Source organism: Gramella sp. KN1008, from assembly GCF_004332155.1.
Taxonomy (GTDB): Bacteria; Bacteroidota; Bacteroidia; order Flavobacteriales; family Flavobacteriaceae; genus Christiangramia.
In genome coordinates this window covers 73,756-93,741 of the sequence record NZ_SJDV01000009.1, presented here as the reverse complement: position 1 = coordinate 93,741, position 19,986 = coordinate 73,756, and the positions used below count along the sequence as shown (strand labels likewise).

18 protein-coding genes and 2 pseudogenes are annotated in these 19,986 nt (G+C 33.8%); 13 read left to right on the top strand and 7 right to left on the bottom strand.

Translation table 11 applies throughout. The features are described 5' to 3' along the window. Nucleotides 1–20 precede the first annotated feature (20 nt). Nucleotides 21–851, top strand: a complete 831-nt coding sequence (locus EZJ28_RS14240; protein ID WP_131399048.1) for an alpha/beta fold hydrolase — start codon at nt 21–23, stop codon at nt 849–851. A 456-nt stretch (nt 852–1,307) separates the two neighbouring features. Here EZJ28_RS14240 and EZJ28_RS14235 read toward each other — a convergent pair whose 3' ends face one another. The 7 genes from EZJ28_RS14235 to EZJ28_RS14205 all read right to left on the bottom strand — a co-directional run bounded on the left by EZJ28_RS14235 (nt 1,308) and on the right by EZJ28_RS14205 (nt 7,603). Continuing rightward, nucleotides 1,308–1,907: a hypothetical protein gene (locus EZJ28_RS14235; RefSeq protein WP_131399046.1), complete on the bottom strand. Its 600-nt coding sequence runs from the start codon at nt 1,905–1,907 to the stop codon at nt 1,308–1,310. Nucleotides 1,908–1,981: 74 nt separating this feature from the next. Beyond that, a complete protein-coding gene (locus tag EZJ28_RS14230; RefSeq protein WP_131399044.1) occupies nt 1,982–2,584 on the bottom strand; it encodes a hypothetical protein in 603 nt (200 codons plus the stop codon). 160 nt (nt 2,585–2,744) lie between these two features. Continuing rightward, nucleotides 2,745–4,373 (bottom strand): serine hydrolase, encoded by a 1,629-nt coding sequence (locus tag EZJ28_RS14225; RefSeq protein WP_131399042.1) that lies wholly within the window; start codon nt 4,371–4,373, stop codon nt 2,745–2,747. Between the two features lie 389 nt (nt 4,374–4,762). Beyond that, nucleotides 4,763–5,314, bottom strand: a complete 552-nt coding sequence (locus EZJ28_RS14220) for a two-component regulator propeller domain-containing protein (protein ID WP_131399040.1) — start codon at nt 5,312–5,314, stop codon at nt 4,763–4,765. A 324-nt stretch (nt 5,315–5,638) separates the two neighbouring features. After that, entirely contained in the window at nt 5,639–6,514 is an 876-nt protein-coding gene (locus EZJ28_RS14215) for an alpha/beta fold hydrolase (RefSeq protein WP_131399038.1), read from the bottom strand. A gap of 101 nt (nt 6,515–6,615) precedes the next feature. Beyond that, the gene (locus EZJ28_RS14210; protein ID WP_131399036.1) at nt 6,616–7,176 is read right to left on the bottom strand and encodes a Crp/Fnr family transcriptional regulator; all 561 of its coding nucleotides are present in this window, start codon (nt 7,174–7,176) and stop codon (nt 6,616–6,618) included. Between the two features lie 187 nt (nt 7,177–7,363). Beyond that, on the bottom strand, nt 7,364–7,603 hold the full coding sequence (locus tag EZJ28_RS14205; RefSeq protein WP_131399034.1) for a LytTR family DNA-binding domain-containing protein: 240 nt from the start codon (nt 7,601–7,603) through the stop codon (nt 7,364–7,366). A gap of 372 nt (nt 7,604–7,975) precedes the next feature. Here EZJ28_RS14205 and EZJ28_RS14200 point away from each other — a divergent pair, with 372 nt between their 5' ends. The 12 genes and pseudogenes from EZJ28_RS14200 (at nt 7,976) to EZJ28_RS14135 (ending at nt 19,940) form a co-directional block, all read left to right on the top strand. Continuing rightward, entirely contained in the window at nt 7,976–8,695 is a 720-nt protein-coding gene (locus EZJ28_RS14200; RefSeq protein WP_131399032.1) for an SDR family NAD(P)-dependent oxidoreductase, read from the top strand. A gap of 952 nt (nt 8,696–9,647) precedes the next feature. Beyond that, nucleotides 9,648–9,945 (top strand): annotated as a pseudogene (locus EZJ28_RS16235) (histidine kinase); the annotation flags it as partial. After that, nucleotides 9,940–10,377, top strand: a complete 438-nt coding sequence (locus EZJ28_RS14190) for a sensor histidine kinase (protein ID WP_394346093.1) — start codon at nt 9,940–9,942, stop codon at nt 10,375–10,377. The pseudogene EZJ28_RS16235 and the gene EZJ28_RS14190, both read left to right, overlap by 6 nt. A gap of 575 nt (nt 10,378–10,952) precedes the next feature. Further along, nucleotides 10,953–12,016 (top strand): annotated as a pseudogene (locus tag EZJ28_RS14185) (S41 family peptidase). 340 nt (nt 12,017–12,356) lie between these two features. Further along, nucleotides 12,357–14,435 carry a serine hydrolase gene (locus EZJ28_RS14175; RefSeq protein WP_131399024.1) on the top strand — a complete coding sequence of 693 codons (2,079 nt, stop codon included), beginning with the start codon at nt 12,357–12,359 and terminating at the stop codon, nt 14,433–14,435. Between the two features lie 328 nt (nt 14,436–14,763). Then, a complete protein-coding gene (locus EZJ28_RS14170; protein ID WP_131399023.1) occupies nt 14,764–15,405 on the top strand; it encodes a DinB family protein in 642 nt (213 codons plus the stop codon). Between the two features lie 456 nt (nt 15,406–15,861). Next, nucleotides 15,862–16,626 carry a DUF4097 family beta strand repeat-containing protein gene (locus EZJ28_RS14165; RefSeq protein ID WP_131399021.1) on the top strand — a complete coding sequence of 255 codons (765 nt, stop codon included), beginning with the start codon at nt 15,862–15,864 and terminating at the stop codon, nt 16,624–16,626. A gap of 203 nt (nt 16,627–16,829) precedes the next feature. Further along, nucleotides 16,830–17,420 carry a hypothetical protein gene (locus tag EZJ28_RS14160; protein WP_131399019.1) on the top strand — a complete coding sequence of 197 codons (591 nt, stop codon included), beginning with the start codon at nt 16,830–16,832 and terminating at the stop codon, nt 17,418–17,420. 80 nt (nt 17,421–17,500) lie between these two features. Further along, nucleotides 17,501–17,800, top strand: coding sequence for a hypothetical protein (locus tag EZJ28_RS14155; protein ID WP_131399017.1), 300 nt, complete (start codon nt 17,501–17,503; stop codon nt 17,798–17,800). A 16-nt stretch (nt 17,801–17,816) separates the two neighbouring features. After that, the gene (locus EZJ28_RS14150) at nt 17,817–18,569 is read left to right on the top strand and encodes an amidohydrolase family protein (protein ID WP_131399015.1); all 753 of its coding nucleotides are present in this window, start codon (nt 17,817–17,819) and stop codon (nt 18,567–18,569) included. Nucleotides 18,570–18,737: 168 nt separating this feature from the next. Beyond that, nucleotides 18,738–19,049, top strand: coding sequence for a PD40 domain-containing protein (locus tag EZJ28_RS14140; protein ID WP_131399014.1), 312 nt, complete (start codon nt 18,738–18,740; stop codon nt 19,047–19,049). Between the two features lie 3 nt (nt 19,050–19,052). Further along, complete coding sequence (locus EZJ28_RS14135; protein ID WP_131399012.1) at nt 19,053–19,940, top strand: polysaccharide deacetylase family protein; 888 nt, start codon at nt 19,053–19,055, stop codon at nt 19,938–19,940. Nucleotides 19,941–19,986: the final 46 nt, after the last annotated feature.

Here is a 19,986-nt window from a genome sequence, read left to right as displayed (position 1 = left end):
TGGATATTTGAGCTATAAGAATGAAGTTAATGAAAAATACCTCCTTCCTGTTAATCCTACTTTTCCTTTTTACTTGGAGTAAAGCTTTTTCTCAATCAATAGATACTCTCATTGATGTAGGGAATCACAAATTGCATTTTAAAATTTTGAAAGGAGCAGGCACCCCAATTCTCTTTGAAGCTGGTAATGGTGATGATGCAAGTGTGTGGAAAAAAATTTTAAAGCCAATTCAAGAATCTACCGGAGCAACCATTATTACGTATGATCGTGCCGGGTTAGGGAAAAGTGGAATAGATACATTAGCAGTGAATTTTCAACAGGAAGTAATAGACCTGGAGCGTGCACTTCAAAAACTTGGTGTTAACAATGAGCTCTTTATTGTTAGTCATTCCTTTGGGGGTTTCTATTCTACTCTCTTTGCTAACAGGAATAAAGAAAGAGTTAAGGGTGCAGTATTTATCGATGTGGCACTCCCCTGTTTTTTTACAAAAGAATGGTCAGCTAATTACGTCAGTACAATTGCAGAAAAGGACTGGAAAATGCTTAAAGAGTATAGGAAGGGATTATTCTATGTACTAAAAAACCTGGAACAAATTTCAGGTTTTATGAGTGATAAATCATTACCTAACGATTTACCTGTGAGTATAATTGCCGCAGAAAACCTTCCGGCTATGGTTAAACCTCATGAAGCACAAAAGTGGAGGGAATGTCTAAAATCTTTTGGTTGCGGTCCCAACCGCAATTACATATTAGCTTCAAATGCCGAACATAAGATATGGGCCGATCAGCCTGAAATTGTGATCAACGAAATAAGTAAATTGTATAATGAGGTAAATAAAAACAACAAATGAGAAGAAGAAGTTCTGCTGATGAATTTGAAATTTTAACTCTCATTTTAAAAACTAAAATATGCAATACAACAAATCTTTACTTTTACAGGAGATGTTAGTTCCCAGTCTGACAAATTAACCTTCTTTATTTTTTGTTATCAGCTACAATTTTTCGGTATTCTCAGCTTATCAGAATATCGGATCTATTCCTAAAGCTTTTCCAAGACACAAGACCTAGCTCATAAGCAGTGGTTCACTTGGGAAGTTTTCCACTTTTAACCGCATTGATTTTATACTAAATTTTAATTTATTTTGTTTAAAGCAGCCAGGTAAGTCTGTTTCGGTTAGTTTAAGCACATAAATGCCATCATTATTATTTAGTTATGTAGAAGATGATACCCAGTTTCCACTTGCAAAAAGGCTATTAATTAGTATTTCATCTTCAATTTTTAAGACTCGTTGCCTCCCAGTGCATTCTCACTTTAAAATTTTAATCATATTCTGTAGTCTTTCAATGTTCCATTGATCATCATCTTTTGTTTTCATAAGAGCATTTTCATATGACCGTAATGCTTCCTGGGGCTCACCTAATACCATTTGGGTATATCCCATATCTTCAAAATAGGAAGCATCATTTTGTAAAATATCTTCTTTAAGTAGATATGTCAACAAGGATTTGGCTGTTTTAATTTCTTCACTGGGCGCTTTCCAATAGGTATCACAGTAATGAAAATCCGGATGATAATAAAAGAACAACGGGGAGTTATTAAACTTTGCTCTCTCAAAAGAAGTAATGGTGATCGGCACTAAAGCAAGACTATTCTTCAATTTTTCAGCTTTTGCAGGATTCTCTTTTATTAACTGTTTATAATAGGCTATACCCTTATCGAAACCTTCCGTGTAAAATTTATCAGTTAACTTTAATCGATGATAATCTGAATGATTTTTAAAGGTTACCGGTGTCATAAAATTTTTATTGTTAAAGAAACTCTCCAGTGGTTGAATAGCATATCCCTTGCTGATTTGATTTTTCACGTCAATTTCAGCGGTTTCCGCATAATTGTGATAAAGATTCATATAGATTTTACCATTCTTTAAATCATAAACATTTGAATACTGAGTTGCGGTTTGGCCTTCAACATGAACATCGTTTAATATTTCCTGAAATCTTTTACGGAAATATCTTTATTTAGAGCTAGAGAGGTTTCAATTTTATCATATCGGGTACAGGAATAATCTCTATCTTCAGCTTTACAGACATTGAAATTAGTAGCGGTAAGATAGCCGTCTTTCTGATGTATTATATCCTGTGCATTAATGATCGCTTTTTCTCCATTAGCATCTGCTATAAATAATTGAGAAGTCAGAATATTAAAAGGATGATCCTTTAATTTCTCCAATAACTCTGGTACATTTTTCGATTTTAAAACCAGATTTGAAATGTTAGGTGCACAACTTTCATTTGTCTCCTTAAGAAACGATGGATCTACTTCACCTTCCGGTAAAAAAGTAAAATCGAAAAAAAGCCCGTGTTCATTTACCCCGGATTGTGCCTGCATATCTACAGTGCCAAAAAAGATTGCACCGTATGAATTATCTGTAGAGGGAATTGTTCTTACAAATGAGAAAGGGAAATCACCGTCTTCGTTTGAACCTACCAGGACTTTTCCGTTATGAGAACAAGCGAAAATAGAACATGCCGATGCTATTTTAACTACAAATAAGAATAGTAGGGTGGTTATGAACTTTTTCATTATATCGATTTTTAAGTAATTATATATTTTTAAAAGAATCCTGGAGTATTTAGTTTTCTATGGATCAGACGATTTCCTTAATTTTTTTATCAATTTTACAACTTGATAAGAATTTGAAAGCTATTGATAAGAAGCAGTTTAAATTCTACGATAATTCGGTTTATGATTTAATTTGATTGTGATTAAAAATGACATTTTTTAGCCTTCTTGTTGAAAGTTCCAGATTGTTATGATGGTCGAAACTAAATGTTCCAAAAAAATTTACGTAATACTCATTTTCTTTTTTCGGAAATATTTCGCCATAATTCCTTCCATTCTTATAGAGTATAAATTTGATATTTTCCTGCTTTATCGAAATAGAAGATTTTAATGCCTCAGAGTAATATTCACCCAAGAATTTTTTAAAATCTGAAGGCATTTCAACAGGAGTAAAAGCTTCGAATTCCAATTCCCAATCTCCGTCTTTTAAGTAAATTTGATTGATGCTATCATTATTTTTTGAAAACTGAAATACTTTACTCTTATTATTGTTTAAAAGGAATTTGCCTGTAGAAACAGGGTTCAGTGTATTCTCAGTTTTATCTTGTCTCAACGTGTCATTAGATATATAAATATTTTGTGAAAATAGAAATCGGTCGTTCCAATACATCCCGGCATATTTTTTTAGATCTTTTACGGATATATTGAAATCTGACTGGTTTTCAGGTTCCCGAATATCCTTACTATTTTCTTCAGAAGGAATATTGAGCAAAATGTCTAAAATTTTTCGACCTTTTTTGATAGCATTCATTTCAGCAAAATTGCTAAAGACTACCACGGCAAGATTTTTTTTCGGAATTTTCGCATAATAAGATCGAAAACCTGCCCAGGAGCCACTATGCTCTATAGTTTCAAAACCCTGATATTCTTCTCGGAAGATTCCACCGGCGTAGCCTATCGTATCTCCATTGTTTAATACCCCTTTTCTAAACATTTTTTCCAAAAAGGTTCTGTCACCTAATTTATTATTCGTGTAATTATCATCCCACTTTTTAAAATCTATCACATTTGTGAGTAATTGACCATCTCCACTGAGGCTAACATTAAAATCATGATCCATCTCAATTCCATTCTTATATTTTCTATAACCTATCGCTCTGTTTGGAATAATCTCATTATTGTTATCATAAATCAATGAGTTGCTCATGCCTAAAGGCTTAAAAAGCCTCTGATCAATAAAGTTAGCAAAGGACTGGCCAGATACTTGTTCCACAATACGTCCAAGTAAAAGGTATCCCGAATTGCAATAGTCATAATGTCCTCCCGGTTCAAAATTCAAACGAGGCTGGCGAAAGATGGTTTCAAGAATCTCTTCTTTAGAAAATTTATTATCCCACGATTGGCCTGAAAAGTCAATTAAATCTATATAATCACGGATTCCACTGGTGTGATGAATAAGATGATTGATTGTTATTGGATTACCGGGATATTCAGGAAAATCAGGCAAATATTTACGAATGGGATCATCGAAATTTAATTTTCCCTCAATTTCCAATAAGGTAATGGCTGCGGCTGTAAATTGTTTGCCATTCGAGGCAATGTCTAAAACAGATGTTGGAGACAATTCAATTCCGTAATCCATATTAGCGATGCCATAGCCCTTTTTAAACACAATCTCGCCGTCTTTAAAGACTCCCACGACAGCTCCAGGCGTGTCTTTATATTCTTCAAAAAGGGCATCGATGTCCTGAGCCTTCTGACTGTAAGCGACGCTTGTCAGAAAGCTTAAAATTAGAAATATTTTATTCATTTACTTTTTGTTTTCCCGGATAGTGATATCTCCGTTGTAGGTTGTGATTAAAATTGTGATCCTCCGCCATTAACATCCCCAATTATCCAGGTTTCTCTTTAGATACAACATCCGTTTTCCCTCCATTCTGTCACTTTTACAGCTTTCAAACGAGACAGTCAAAAGTCCACTTATAATGACCATAAAGCCAGCCGCCTCAAGAATTCAGTCTTAATTATTTTTCTACAGGAGTTTAAAAATATTAATCATATTACTGATAATACGGAGTTTGATTTTAGAAGTAATTTTTTTGGACCCAATAGCAAAAATTGAAATATTCTATTTTTCATTTAGGTAATTGAACAACAGAACTTAACTAATGTGGAGTCAAATGGAGGTTTTAACTAAACTTAGTCATTTAGGACATAGATAATACCAATATTATTTTTGTTATTAGTATCAAAGGTGTCTGCTGTTTCGTCCCATTCCCAATCGTTAGTTCCCAGATACAAATTGTCATCAGAATCTAAGTATATGGAATAAATGGAATGTTTATATGGGAAAATGTCAACCCAGGTTGAACCTCCATCATTGGATCGTAAAACAATATCTGGTTGTTTGGGGAAAGTTTCAGAACTCACAACCAAATAAGTTATTCCTTTGGAGGTGGTAACACTCCTGGTTCTGAGATCTTGTAAAGATTTTTTATTATGGAGGTGCCATGAATCTCCATTATCCAAAGTATAGAAGTCTTTATATGTGGAGTTATATAGAGCAATGGCAAATATTGAATCTTGCTTTTCTCTCAGCTCATATGCAGTAATGTCGTTTTGAACAATAGACCAGTTAACGCCCTTATTGGTAGTTTTAAAGATATTGCCAAGCCCCCCTATTATCAATTCATTCTGAAGACTACCATACATGCTATAAACCGTACTTGCTTCTGGTACCTCGATTTGCATCCAAGAATTACGAGCTTCAGTTTCAATAGTATCTACTTGGCAGGAAAAAAGAATCGGACTAAGGAAGGAGATGAAAAATAAATGTCGAATGTGCATTATGAAGTTTAATTAAACTATAGAAATCTTTAAATGGTGTTTTCTCTGGAGAGAACAGTGAAAATTAGAGTAGAAATTCTTACGAAAGGGTAAAAAGATACCAAAGCTTATGTAAATGCATCAAATTGTAATATAACTGAATTAAAGCGAAAAGAGATTGAACAAGTTATTGGGTTTTGATCAAAAAAATTAAATTCCGCGTATAGCTCGTCTTATTCTGAAAATGCATTATTTTTTCATAAAGATTTCAATTTCCTGAATTGATTCTATAGTCTTTTCTTCCTGCACAAAGTGCCCACAGTCAAACTTTTTTGTGGTTGAATTTATAAGTCGTTGTTCCCATTTTTCTAAATAAGTTAAATTCAGAAAGCTATCATTAATACCCCAAAGTATAAGCCAATCTTTTTTTGCTAGGCCATGGAGTTGTTCCCATTGTTCCTGATACCATTTAGAAGAACCAACTAATGATTTTGCGAGATTTAGCAATGGAATCCTTGAGTTTTTATTGGGAAAGGGTTTGAGGTATTGTTGATGGACTTTTTTTGGTAAATTTTTCTTATTTGAAAAACCTTTTTTCAAAAGTATATTAGGTGAGAAGTTCATATTAAGATATAGAAATCTTCCTAACCAGCTATTGATAATCTTATCAATTTTTTGAGCTTCCCTTTCTTGTTCAGTTGCCCAAAGCCATGAATTAAATAACACTACTTTCTTAATTCTTTCGGAATTTTGTATACCAGCTGCTAGTCCTATAGGACCTCCAAAATCGTGCAAAACCAAGGTGATATCTTGGAGGTCTAATTTTTTGATGAACTCTCCAAGATTAGCCGAGTGCCATTCTGGTGTTCCTGGTATTGATTTTGGACTTTCAGAGAGACCAAACCCTAGATGGTCTATGGCAATACAGTGATAATTTTTTGAAAGTTCTTTAATGAAATTTCTGTACAAAAATGACCATGTTGGAGTTCCATGCACAAAGAGTATAGTCTCTCCTGTTCCTTCTTCAACATAATGCATATTTCCTGCTGCCAAGTTCAGGTATTTACTTTCAAAAGGGTAAAGGTTGGTATTTACCCACGATTTTGAAAATTCTGCTATATTCATCGATAATAAAATTACTAGATTACTTTCTAATTCTACTGGTTTAAATGATGAGACAAATTTCGGGTACTATCGCGATCTTATTATTTGTATATACCAACAATTTAAATTTTAATTGTATTAAATAATTTGCTGAAGTTGGTAGAATCAATTCGTAAATAGGAGGCCAAGTCTTTGTGAGGAACTAGGTTGAATAGGTGCGGACTTCTTTGAGCAAAGGCTATAAATCGGTCCTCTATGGAAAATGCCATTAATTCGTAATGACGTTGAACCATTCCAATTAAAAAAAGTTCTGTGGCTTTTCGAAACAAGGATTCTATTTCTCGGTGTTCCTTCATTGATTGCTGGTGCTGTTCGAAGGAAAGCCTTAGAAATTTACTCTCCGTGATGGTTTCTAAATAGTACTTTGATGGCGTTTGTGTGAGGAATGATTCTGGTATTCCACTAAAAGAAGGTGGATAGGTAAATGCAATGATGTGTTGTTTATCTTTATTTAGGTAATAAGATTTTTGAGTCCCTTCAAGAACAAAATACATGTATCGCTCTGTTTCACCAGGTGCTGTCAGAATGGTTCTTTTGGGGGCGTGGTATTCAGTCCATTGAGAAGTATATTTATTGAGAATTTCTTGATCGACTGGAGATATCTGGCTTAAAAAATCTTTCACCTTTTTGTTCTTATACATTGTAATAAGGAATGGGGAATTCCTGGGTTAGGAGTAACTATCGATTGTAATTTTATTAGAAAATGGTTTTAAAAAAAAATACAGGCTTCCATATGAATTTAAATGTGCTGCTCCAGGCATTTAAAGCTAAAAATACCATGATTAATTTCAGAATTTTTTTATCCTTCAGTTATTTTTGATTTAAGATTGGTTTATGTTCATCTTTGAGGCTGTCCAGCACATCAAAACCGGTCATATCCTTTAAATCAATGTCTAAGAAGACCAGGTCGGGTTTAAACTCCTGGACTAAAAGAATTGCCGCTTCTCCACTTTGAGACTCTTTAACTTGTTCAATATCATTTCTGCCTTTCAGTAAGGTTTTGATTCTGTTCCTTGCTAAAATTTCATCGTCAACTATTAATATTTTCATTAGAATTTGTTTTCGTGAAAGGTTGTCTGTACTAATAGACTGCAATTAACCAAAAATGTTACAGAATGAAGATAGTAAATATTATCCTTTTGCTACGATTATCTATAGCATTCTGCGCTTGTCATTATAGTTGCTATTGTTTATTCCTGTTTTTGGATTTTGGGAGCAAGATGTGGCTGGTTTGGATCATGCCGGCTGGGTTTAATGGCGCTTTGTCATACTTTTAGAAGCGTTTTTTTATTCGAATCAGAATGGTTTCAAATCCATAAATCTAATGACATTTGAATTTCGACCATTGGTGGCTCGGGCATCATCCTCAAGTATGAGAGCGGGACGGTTTTACAACAATATGAATATTATTAAGAAATAGAAATGCAAAAGAAAGCAATAATTATAGGAGCTAGCTCAGGAATTGGGAGAGGTCTTGCAAAACGTTTAACTGAGGAAGGAATTAAAGTCGGGATAACCGGGAGGAGGTTGGATTTGCTTTTAGATTTACAGCGTGAAAATCCAGAGGCTTTTGAAGTTGCTTGTTTTGATGTTACGGAATTGGAAACCTCAATACTTAAATTACAATTATTAGTTGAAGAAATGGGTGGGTTGGATATGTTAATTCTTAGTTCTGGAGTAGGGGAATTAAATGATAAATTGAATTTTGAAAATGATCGGAATGCTATCAGTACAAATATTGCGGGATTTACAAATATCTTAAACTGGGCGTTTAAATTTTTTCAAGATCAAAAGTACGGGCATATAGTAGCTATAAGTTCAATAGGGGGATTACGAGGTAGCCGGCGAGCACCTTCCTATAGTGCATCAAAGGCTTATCAAATAAATTATTTGGAAAGTTTACGCCAGAGTGCAACATACAACAAACTTCCCATAATAATAACTGATGTCCGACCGGGATTTGTTGACACGGCAATGGCTAAAGGAGAAGGTTTGTTTTGGGTTGTGCCGGTAAAGAAAGCAGCGAAACAAATTTATGATGCGATAAGAGCAGAAAAGAAAGTTGTTTACATCAGTAAGAGATGGAGAATTATAGCTTCTGTGTACAAAAACATTCCCTCAATTTTATACAATAAAATGTGAACTGGTTATGCTAGGGTTAATGAACTTTCTGAAATCGTTTACTGTTATTATTATAGTTTCGCTTTCATATATTTATGCTTAGGACAAATCTTAAAAGGTGGTGTTTTATCTTCATGGTAGAATCTTAGAAGACCAGGATGTCCACGCCTTCCGAAAAGAATATGGAAAATATCAATATCAGCAGGTATTAGATCGTTTTTAAGAATATGGTTTTGAAGTTAGAAGTGAGATATGACCGCTAAATACGGATCCGTATCAATATGTCGAAAAATTTACTACAGAGATCCAAGGATTAAATTGACAGGGGAGTCAAGCGTTCTATTTGCCAATTGCAATGATTATATAAGGAAAAACTTTTCAGTAAAATGAATAGGCAATATTCTCTCTATTTATGAAGCTTGCGATACTATCGGTGGGTGTTGTAATAAGATATTTTTTAAATAGTACTGAAGATTTAAAAGTACATGGACTGAGGTTAAATACTGGTTGGAAACATGGAATTATATTTAAGTCTTAAGATGAGTGATTTCTTGCTATATTGGACTGGTTTAAAATAAATTAGATAAAAAAGACTTTATGGTGAAGATTCCTTTTTATAAGAAAAAATATAGCTTATTATTATTTCTGTCCATTTTTTATTCAATTTATTTTTTTCTACGCATAGGTATTAATATTTACGCGCGTTTCTTCATAGAGGCTTACAATCCTCCGATCTCACTCGTAGATGTTCTAAAAATATGGGCATTTGAATATATATTTGTAATCCTAGCCGCCTGGTTACTAATCTTTTTGACAAAAATCCAATTAAAAAAGAGATTTTATTGGTCTAGAATTATTTTATTTAATTTACTCCTTTCTTTTATACTTACCTTTTTAATTATAACAATTTATAACCTGGGAGGATACATGTTTACCATTCGAGGTTTTGAGAATCCAATTAAATATTTCCAGAATGTTTTATAATTTTCTATTGATCCTATGTTTCAATTTTATCATTCTTGCCTATTTTTATTTAGAGAATAGTAATAACAAGGAGATCGAAAAAAATAAAATAGAGAAGGAATTAATCAATTCCAAGTTTAAAATTCTTAGCTCCCAGGTACAGCCACATTTTTTGTTCAATACTATTAATAGTATTGTTAGTCTATTTGATGAAAAATCATAAGAAAGCTCAAGACACTCTGATCGATTTAAGTGATTTCTTTAGAAATATTTTGGCGGTAGGGGATAAACAATACATTTCTATGGAAGAAGAATTACATATTCTGGATAAATATATGGCCATGATGAAAGTGAGATTTGCTGATAAGGTTAGCTACTCAAAAAATATAGATACAAACTGTCTGAATTATAAAGCTCCATCCCTCCTTCTACAACCGATAGTAGAAAATGCTTTGAAATATGGATATAGTAAAGACCATAAAACCCTTAAAATTTTAATCTCAGTGCAGACAACTAATGATTTTCTGAAAATAGTTATCCAAAACAATGGGAAACCTATTGAGCATTTAGATACTATTTTTAAAAGAGGAACCGGTTTAAGTAATTCAAGGAATAGACTGGACCATTTGTATGGTACGAACTATCGTCTTCATGTGGAGAATATTGAAGGTAGTGAAGGTGTTAAGTTTAATTTTAAACTTCCTTTAGAGCACCAATTAAAATTGAATCTTCAATCATGAAAAGAAATCTCCAGGTCTACGAAGGTCTTATTATTCATTTAGTTTTATTTTTCTTACGACCCTTCTTGACTTTAAACTAATTACAGTGAGGAAAACATTCTAGGTGTTTATTTAACACCGAATAACTATTCCTTTGAATTTAAAAAGAACGAGAGTGGCAATTTCGTTTTAAGCCGGATTAGTCGTGGAGACACCAAAATGATCCGAAACTTATAATGTATTCCATCAGAAATATGACCCTTCATTTAAGCTACGGTTTATAGTAATTGATTTGAATTTTCTTCTATATCATTTACTAAAATTCGAAGAAACCTGTTTTTGGTTCATCTATTAGGCTAGCTGGATCAAAAAAGGGTGTAGTGTATGTTAAATTTATTTAATATGCCTAAGCTCTTCTATTACTTGATACAGAAAATTAAGGAGGAAATCATTTTTCTGTTCCCTTTTACTGTTGTGGGTAGTTTAAAAAGCAGCAAAATAGTCCCGACAGGAAATCAAGTTTAATGTAAGGAACATTTTATCTTAGAAGTAGATAGAATTTTAAGGTGTAATCAAAATATTAAAGACTTAGAATCATGAAAAATTCCTACCATAAAAAATCTTTAGAAAGAAAATTAAGAATAGCCATTTTAGGTAGTCTTATCTTCAGTGGATTCTTATTTCCCAATTCACCTTCCCATCAGAAGACTATTGATATGGAAAAGTCCTATTCCAGGGAAGTGGAGAGTTCCGGTGTGCAAGATTTGACGGAAGAGCAGATAAAACAAATAACTAATGCCATACCTGAATTAATCCTGAAACATTATGTGTTCGAGGAGAAGGGGATAAAAATAGCTAAAGAATTTAAAAAGCTACTCAATTCAAAGAAATACTTGAAGATTCATAGTCCTGATAGTTTAGCAGTTGTGCTTTCCAGGGATTTAGAACAGATCAGTAATGATGGTCACATGTATGTTAAAAGGAAGAAGCTTAAAAAGCACAGTGGGAGTTCAGGCAAAAGCTGGGAAGAATTAGAAAAGGAAGCTGAAATTAAGAATAACTATGGTTTTGAAAGTGTAAGAATACTGAATGATAGTACAGGTTATATAAAGATAACCGAATTTATGCACCCGAAGCGTACAATGCCCACAGCTGTTGCAGCGATGAAACTGGTAGAGAATTCAGAAAACCTCATTTTGGATTTACGAAATAATGGCGGTGGTTATCCAGGTATCATGATGTACATATTGAATCATTATTTTGATGGCTCTCCTACACATCTTTCAACAACCTATTTTGCAAATAAGGATAATGTGCCTTACACGCAGTATACTTCTGATTTAGTGTATGGGAAACTGAGAAAAGGAACACCTTTATATTTAATCGTAAATAAAAAAACTGGCTCAGCCGCAGAATATTTTCATATACCGCACAAGCATTTGGTGTTGCTAAAATAATAGGAGAGCGCACTAATGGTGCTGCACATATGAATGAATTTTTTGAGCTTCCACACGATTTTCGGATTTCAATATCTACGGCCGCACCCTTGATAACTGTAACGGATTCCAATTGGGAATTAAAAGGGGTTATACCCGATATTGAAGCTAATCCAGATTTGTCAGTTGAGGAAATTAATTCCATATTCAAGGAGAATCTTTAACAGTATAAAATAAAGGTCTTTTGCAGTTCGGATAGACTGGGGACCTGTATCTAGTTTTCAGCATTTCTGTCACTATTTCGTCAACCCAAAATTCTAAAAGTAAAAATCAATATTCAATAAGAGATAGGTTAGGTGCTCCTTCTTGATATTGATCAGGCCCTTATTTCCGAACTCGGAGGAGGAAAAATTCGATTTTTCATACTGATTGGATCAAAATTCAGCACTTGGAATCAGTTTCAGTGGTTTTTGGATCAAATACCGGCTATTTGTCTGATTATATGTAACAATTAGAATCAGAATCCCTCTTTATAGTAATAACACTAACTTAAAATAGAGATCGATGAATTCCTTTAAAAAACTACCATTTCAAAGAATAGGTTCCCAAATAGCAATTGTTTTTTTTGTCTTTTATTTTTTACACCTGAATGATCTTGTCGCACAATCTGGGAAACCGGCAAACTATTTGGCCTACGCCTATCCGATGGACAAAATTGACATAGATGGCAATTTGAATGATTGGCCAACATATCTGCCAAAGAATGATATTTCCATGTTGCCATATAATGATAAGATAGAAGGTGAAGGCGATTTCAAGGCATATTTTCAAGTTGGCTATAATCAAAATAAAAATGTCTTATTGTTCAGCATTGTGGTTGAAGATGACTCCTTTGTTGAAGACACCTCGAACGATGCCAAGTGGAGCACTCAAGATACTTACAGCCTTTATATTGATGAAAAACACGAATTGAATCATTCTGGTGTTGTAAAATATACCTTCAATAAATTGTTCGGGGATCAAAGTGATCCGAAAATCAGTTGGGATCCAGAGATTGCCCAGCTACAAAACTGGAATAACTTGACATATGCTATAGAGACTATAGGTAAAAAGAGGATTATAGAATTTCAATTGAAACTAACAGAGAAGATTCAAAGAGGAAAGGTAGTAGGAATAGATTTTGTCCTAATAGACAAAGATATAGATGAATCTGAAAATTCTTATGTTGCCTGGAAAAATTCTGTTTGGAAGGAAAGTGATGCCGGAAAGCTTGGTCAGATAATGATTCTGGATTCACAAGATAAATTAGAAGAAATAAAAGGAAAACTTGCTTGGGAACAGGACACCATAGACGGTTATCCTTCTTCAATTGTCTTACAATCTTTAAAAAAGCCCTTTGATTGGGTATCTCTGAGTCTTGATTCTTTAGGTAGATTTGCTACAGAATTGCCTTCTGGTAAATATGAAATTTTATTGGAGAATGATATTATTCAAATGGAAGATGGTTATAAAAAAATTACTTTTTCAGATAAGGAGAATTTAATTAGTACCGGTCCTGACAAGGACAAAGTATTCACTATTGCTTTCAAGGAAAAGGATAATATGATCGGTTTACGGGGCCTTTTAACCAAAGGTTCAATCCAAAACAATCATAAGGAGCTAGACAAATTTATTAATTCTTATCTTGAATATTATAATATTCCGGGAGTCTCATTGGCTATTATTGAAAATGATGAAGTGGCTTACTATAAGACCTATGGTTATAAGAACTTATATACTAAGGAGCCTGTAAACAAAGATACCCGCTTTGAAGCTGCCTCTATTACTAAACCTGTTTTCGCATTTGCAGTAATGAGGTTGGCAGAACGTGGAATTATTGATCTCGACAAGCCATTATATCAATATTTAGCGGTACCTGAGGATGTTAAGGATGATCCAAGAAGTAAATTAATCACTGCACGTATAGTACTTTCCCATTCTACTGGTTTTCCCAATTGGCCTTGGAATAACCCGAATGGTAAACTCGATATCAAATTCGAACCGGGAACAAAATACAGTTATTCTGGTGCCGGGTATGGTTATCTTCAGGATGTGGTGGAAGAAATTACAGGAAAGGATATTGTCTCTATTCTTAATGAGGAAACTTTAGATGTATTGGATGTGCCACACACCTATTTTGAATTCGCTCCGGACCTACTTGATAACACCGCCCTTGGTCATAATGGAAATTACCCTCATGTTAATGATATTAGGCCTGCTACTCATGTGGCCTCCTCTATGATTACAGATGCGAATTCTCTTGCCAAATTTTGGCTGGGAATTAAGAATAGAACAGGATTGAATAAAGAAACTTATGAGGATATGTTCGGTGCACATACCCATACTCCGGATGCTGACCATAATGCCAGGGCAGAAAAACATTATTTTGGTTTGGGACCCTATTTTGAAGAAACAGCCTTTGGTTTAACTCTTGGGCATAGTGGTAACAATCCTGGCTTTAAATGTGATTCGGTGATTTTTGAAGACCTCGGAAAAGGTTGGGTTGTAATGACTAATGGGGATTATGGAGACTCGTTAATAAATGCGCTATATGATTTTTTAATTTATGGAAAGGAAACCGGTAATGGTCTTTTACAGAATTAAGTTATTCATAGTATTGTTGCCAAAGATTAATATTATTGGAGTTTGGATCAATCTTCATTCACCTGGNGTTCAGTATAAGATAAAAATTGAAGATTCCTAACATATTGAATGGAAGCTTTTGTGTTCTTAAGTAAATCCTCAATCAATCTTCATTCACCTGGAATCATTTCTTTATAATTGAGTCAATATCTTCCTAATTTGTTATTGAATTTGATTGAATCGTGAGATTTTTAATTTTAAAACAAATATTTCACAGTTCTGGTTTTAAAAATTATTCCGCTTGTTTTTCTAAATAAGCCTGGCTTTATTCGATAATAATAATTTAGGAATGACCGTAGTTTTAACTGAGGAATTGATTGAGGATTTACTTAAGAACACAAAAGCTTCCATTCAATATGTTAGGAATCTTCAATTTTTATCTTATACTGAACTTAACTATAGAATAGAGCCTAACTGGTGGACTATACTTGAATGCCTGGAGCATTTAAATATGTATACTAGTTATTATTTACCCGAAATAAGAAAAGCAATAAACCTATGTAAACCAAATAGTCATCAGGAGTTTTTTGAAAGTCATTGGATAGGTGATTATATTGCTAATCAAATGCTTCCAAAAGAGGGGATGAGAAAGATAAAGACTCTAAGAAATAAAGATCCCAAAGGTCAGAAACTGGATTTGGAAGTGATTAAGCAATTTTTGGCAGATCAACATAAAATTTTGGAGCTATTAATTGATTCCAAGAGTATTAACCTGATGAGTAATTCCGTTCCCTTTAGTATGTGTAAAATTTTAAAGCTCAAAATTGGGGATGCATTAAGAATAGTAGTTAATCATAATCTTAGACATTTAGAACAGATAAAAAAATTACTGAGAACCAAGGTTTCGGGAAAGAAAAGAAAAGAATTAAATCTTTTTATGAGAAATTTAGAATTTTCTAGGAGTAATTTTTCTTCAGGTAAAAAAATGTAACAATATAAGATTTTTGAATTCATTTACTATTAATTTAAAATGCATAAGAAATAAAGGTTCTCCTCTATTTCTAGCCAAATTGACTCTATATGTAATGATTAGGTACTATTTAGAGGAAAAGATTGAGACAAAACTTTCCATTCGAATTTTATTGAAACGCTTACTCCCTAACAAGTTCCAAGTCATTAATTTATTAGACAAGAAAGTATTCAAGACAGGGAAGAGCGTTCTAAATCTCTTAAGAAAGTCAACAAACGCCAGTTACTTGAATAGAATACTACAACATTGCAGATTTTGAAATGTTAAAACGCATAAATTATCTGAAGTAATCCCAGTATTTAAACTGATGATATCTAAATGCTTGCCCTCCGGATCATTTAATTCAAATTATACTTCACAAGGTGTCACAACTATTTTAGAAAGTGGTCTTTAGAATACATTAAAAACATAAGGACAATGAAAAGTATATTTTATCTAGCAATTTTATTTTTGGGAATATCAGGGAATCTTTTAGCGCAACAGGATTTGAATTATTCTTTTAATGAAGCTTTTGAGTTACGCAATCCTGAAAATCTTTCAATTACAACTTCAGATGGTAATATTAGCATAGGAAGTCACGATCAAAATTGGATATCTGTCTATTATTCGGTTATAAAAAATGGAAAATTATTACATATTGATAAATCAGAATTTGAGAATTTAACTAGAGATCAATATAAAATAGAGGTCGAAAAAACGAATACGACCTTATCCTTTAAAATGAATTCCAGGGAGAATGGAGGTTTTATTTCCTCAGAAGATGCAATTATCCTAAATTACCATGTAATATTACCTAAGAATATGTCAGTTAAATTAATCACTTCAGATGGACATATTCAAATTAAAGATTTAAAAGGTGATGTTGCAGCGATAACTTCAGATGGGAATATTGATTTAAAAAACCTTCATGGAAAGATAACAGCAGTCACTTCAGATGGGAATATTAAGGTCAATTATTTATCCGATAAAAATTCTACAAAACTCACGACATCAGATGGGAATATCCTTGTAAAACTTACCCCAGGTGCTCGAATCGATCTGGATGCCCGTGGGGAATTGGTGTCCTTAGAGAATTACAAACTTGAAGGGACTGTTTCCAGAAATAAAATTTCTGGAGAAATAAATGGGGGTGGCAATTCGGTATCGATTACTACCAGTGATGGAAATATCCTGATAAAATAATACATTATTTTTATTAATACATATAGAAAGCGATGTTTACATACATCGCTTTCTTAGATAATTAGCTTTATTTACTCCCAATAGAAACATACAGGATCAATATTCCAGCCTTTTGGATCATACAAAGGGACTAAAACTTAAATCTTTTTTTGATTAAGTATCTTTAACACATTATCTTTTTTTTCCTGCTTTTTTTCTCAATCATGAAAATTTTAAAATTCCTAATCCTAGCTTTATTCTTATTCTCTCATTATTTAGAAGCCCAATCCGGTACAGAGAAAAATGAAAAGGAATTTTCAGATTATACCTCCTATTTTCAGAAACAGTGGCCAGAAAATTACTGGCTAACTAATGTGTATTTAATTAATGGTTCCGGAGTTAAGCAGGAAGGGACTTTTAATATTCTAATTGATGATGGATTTATAAAAAAAGTAATTTCTACTCGGCAGAAAATTGAAAGTTCTGAAAAGGTTTTTGATTATGCGGGACATACTGTCATTCCAGGTATCGTAAGGGTGCATAATCATATGAGATTACCGCAGGGTGCTTTATTATATAGTTCCCCTAAACTTTATTTAGCAGGTGGAGTAACCACTATACAAACCTGTGGTACGGGTAACCCCGATGAAGAATTGGCTATTTCTCAATATATTGAACGGGGAGAACAACCAGGACCGAGAATTATAAATTCTTCTCCTTATTTTCTGGTCTTGATGGCAAGGAGAACTTTATTCGTTTTACTTCTGAAAATGCTGTTAGACAGGAAATCAGGAAATGGGCAGAAAAAGGTGTAAAATGGATCAAGGTTTACCGTAATACTCGACCATCAGACTTAAAAATTATTATTGACGAGGCGCATAAGAATGAACTTAAAGTGACAGGGCATCTTTGTGCAACAACTTATACGGAGGCTGCCGAATTAGGTATAGATGCTATCGAACATGGATTCATGCATAGTTATGATCTTGCTGAAGGTAAAACGTATGGAGAATGTACTCGTAATACTGCGTTTAGGTCGGAGACTATTATTGATGATCCGAAAGTGACGAAAGTTCACCAAAGTTTAATAGACCATAATGTTGCTCTAACTTCTACACTGGCAATTTCTGCAATCCAATCCAGAAAATATGGAATGGATCTGCCAGAAAGGATAGAAAGGGTATTAGATACTTAAGCAAAGACGCGATCGTATGCAGGAAAAAGGAGATGACTGGTATTTTAAAGATGAATGGCTGGATAAGGCTATTGCATATGACCTTAAATTCTATAGATCTGGTGGTCTTTTAACAGCGGGACCTGATCCAAGTTTACATAACCTACCAGGCTTTGGTGATCAATTGAATTATACCATGCTTGAAAAAGCTGGTTTTCAGCCTCATGAAGCCATACAGGTAATGACTGGAAACGGAGCGAAATTGTTAGGTCTTGAAAAGACCGGTAGCATACAGGAAGGATACAAAGCTGATCTTGTAGTTTTAAAAGGAGACTTAAATGCCGATCCCGAGGTTATTAAAAATGTTGAAACTGTAATAAAATCTGGCATGGCCTACGATCCTGAGTTGTTAATAGAAAGTGTAAGGGGTAAGGTGGGATCTACCAACGATGACTATATGAGTTATTTTGGGCAAAAAGCTCCAGGTGACAAGCCGGAAATATTTGCACCGAATCTGATTAGTTTCCCTGATAGAGTCGAGTTTGGTAGCGTTTTTTCTAAAGATGGGAAAGAATTCTATTACGCTGTTGAAGAAGATGGTGTTGCCAGCATTTATGAAAGCAAACTTAGAAATGGTGTTTGGAGTCCTCCTAGTGTTGTTATTGAAGATGAGGTTTATAGTTTTAATGACCCTATGCTCTCAAATGATGAAAGCAGGTTGTATTTTATCATCAATATGCCGGGAAAGGAGGGTATGAAGGATTACGATATCATGTATGTGGAAAGGTAGGATAAGGAATGGTCTGGCCCCAAGTTTCCCGAAGAATCTATCAATACTACTAGTGATGAATATTATATATCTTTTACTGATGACGAAGACATTTATTTCTCTTCAAATAGGAAGGATCCTGAAAGCCGGAATTTCAATATCTTCCGATATAATAAAAGTCAGGATGTAGTGAGCCAATTGCCTGAAGTAATTAACTCTTCATCATATGAAGTGGATGTTTTTGTCGCTCCCGATGAATATTACGTAATTTTCAGTGCTAATAGGAAAAAAGGTAATGGAAGGGGAGACCTCTATATATCTTTTAAAACTGGTAAAAACTGGTCTTCCCCAAAAAATATGGGTAGTGCAATTAATAATAAAAATCATCAGTTATGCCCGTTCGTGACAAGAGATGGAAAGAATCTGTTTTATACCAGTGACAATGATATTTATTGGGTTAGTAGTAAGGTCATTGATGAATTAAAGAGAACAAAAGGCTAAGAGATGAAGGCTTTACCCGTTATTTTAATAATTATGATGCTTAATGTAGCACATGGCCAGAAAAAAGTAGCCATTACTATCGATGATGTTCCTAATATCCAAAATCAGTCCATTATAGCTACTATGGATAGTCTGGAGGTACCGGTGGCTATCTTTATTAATGAAAAATATGTAGATAACTCACAGGAAGGTCAGCAGACCTTGGAAGAATGGATTTCAAAGAACTGGGTTACGCCTGGCAATCACTCCTATTCTCATGCCAGATATTCAGAGGTAGGTCTGGACTCTTTTCAAACCGAAATAACGCAGGGAGAAATTTATTCCCGCAAATTAGCATCTAAATACAATAAGGATTTAAAATATTTTCGGTTTCCATTTAACGATCTGGGTAAAGATTCCCTTCTGCATATAGAAATACTGAAATATCTTAATAAGAAAAATTATGTGAATACACCGTTCACTGTAGAAAGTTCTGACTGGATTTTTAATTCACTCTACGAATATTACCTCAAGGAGGGAAAAGCTGATAAAGCAGATAGTATTGGAGAAAAATATGTTACCACAACAATAGCGTATTTTAAACATTTTTCAGACTTAAGTAAGGAGGTATATGGTAAGGAAATCAGCCATATTTCTTTGTGCCATGATAATTTAATCAATGCCGAATATTTACCTCAAATTGTAACTATTCTTCGCGGGGAAGGATATGAATTCCTAAGCCTTAAGGAAGCTTTAAAAGATTCCCTTTATAAGCAGAGAGATTCCTATTTTCAAAAATGGGGTATTTCATGGCTATATAGATGGATGGAAAATTCTGAAGTCCGGAAAGATTATTTCAAAAAAGAGCCTTCTATGGAGGATATACTTAGTTTGTTTAAAGATTTGAAGTGAATTTATAGAATGTTAATCTTTATATGGCTGCACGGCTGGCTGAAGC

Bases quoted from the DNA above. Each gene is read 5' to 3' on its own strand.
- EZJ28_RS14215 (WP_131399038.1), bottom strand. From the start codon at position 6,514: ATGAATATAGCAGAATTTTCAAAATCGTGGGTAAATACCAACCTTTAC.
- EZJ28_RS14175 (WP_131399024.1), top strand. From the start codon at position 12,357: ATGAATTCCTTTAAAAAACTACCATTTCAAAGAATAGGTTCCCAAATA.
- EZJ28_RS14135 (WP_131399012.1), top strand. From the start codon at position 19,053: ATGAAGGCTTTACCCGTTATTTTAATAATTATGATGCTTAATGTAGCA.
- EZJ28_RS14225 (WP_131399042.1), bottom strand. From the start codon at position 4,373: ATGAATAAAATATTTCTAATTTTAAGCTTTCTGACAAGCGTCGCTTAC.
- EZJ28_RS14230 (WP_131399044.1), bottom strand. From the start codon at position 2,584: ATGAAAAAGTTCATAACCACCCTACTATTCTTATTTGTAGTTAAAATA.
- EZJ28_RS14150 (WP_131399015.1), top strand. From the start codon at position 17,817: ATGCAGGAAAAAGGAGATGACTGGTATTTTAAAGATGAATGGCTGGAT.
- EZJ28_RS14165 (WP_131399021.1), top strand. From the start codon at position 15,862: ATGAAAAGTATATTTTATCTAGCAATTTTATTTTTGGGAATATCAGGG.
- EZJ28_RS14160 (WP_131399019.1), top strand. From the start codon at position 16,830: ATGAAAATTTTAAAATTCCTAATCCTAGCTTTATTCTTATTCTCTCAT.
- EZJ28_RS14240 (WP_131399048.1), top strand. From the start codon at position 21: ATGAAGTTAATGAAAAATACCTCCTTCCTGTTAATCCTACTTTTCCTT.
- EZJ28_RS14190 (WP_394346093.1), top strand. From the start codon at position 9,940: ATGGAAGAAGAATTACATATTCTGGATAAATATATGGCCATGATGAAA.
- EZJ28_RS14200 (WP_131399032.1), top strand. From the start codon at position 7,976: ATGCAAAAGAAAGCAATAATTATAGGAGCTAGCTCAGGAATTGGGAGA.
- EZJ28_RS14220 (WP_131399040.1), bottom strand. From the start codon at position 5,314: ATGCAAATCGAGGTACCAGAAGCAAGTACGGTTTATAGCATGTATGGT.
- EZJ28_RS14170 (WP_131399023.1), top strand. From the start codon at position 14,764: ATGACCGTAGTTTTAACTGAGGAATTGATTGAGGATTTACTTAAGAAC.
- EZJ28_RS14235 (WP_131399046.1), bottom strand. From the start codon at position 1,907: ATGAATCTTTATCACAATTATGCGGAAACCGCTGAAATTGACGTGAAA.
- EZJ28_RS14205 (WP_131399034.1), bottom strand. From the start codon at position 7,603: ATGAAAATATTAATAGTTGACGATGAAATTTTAGCAAGGAACAGAATC.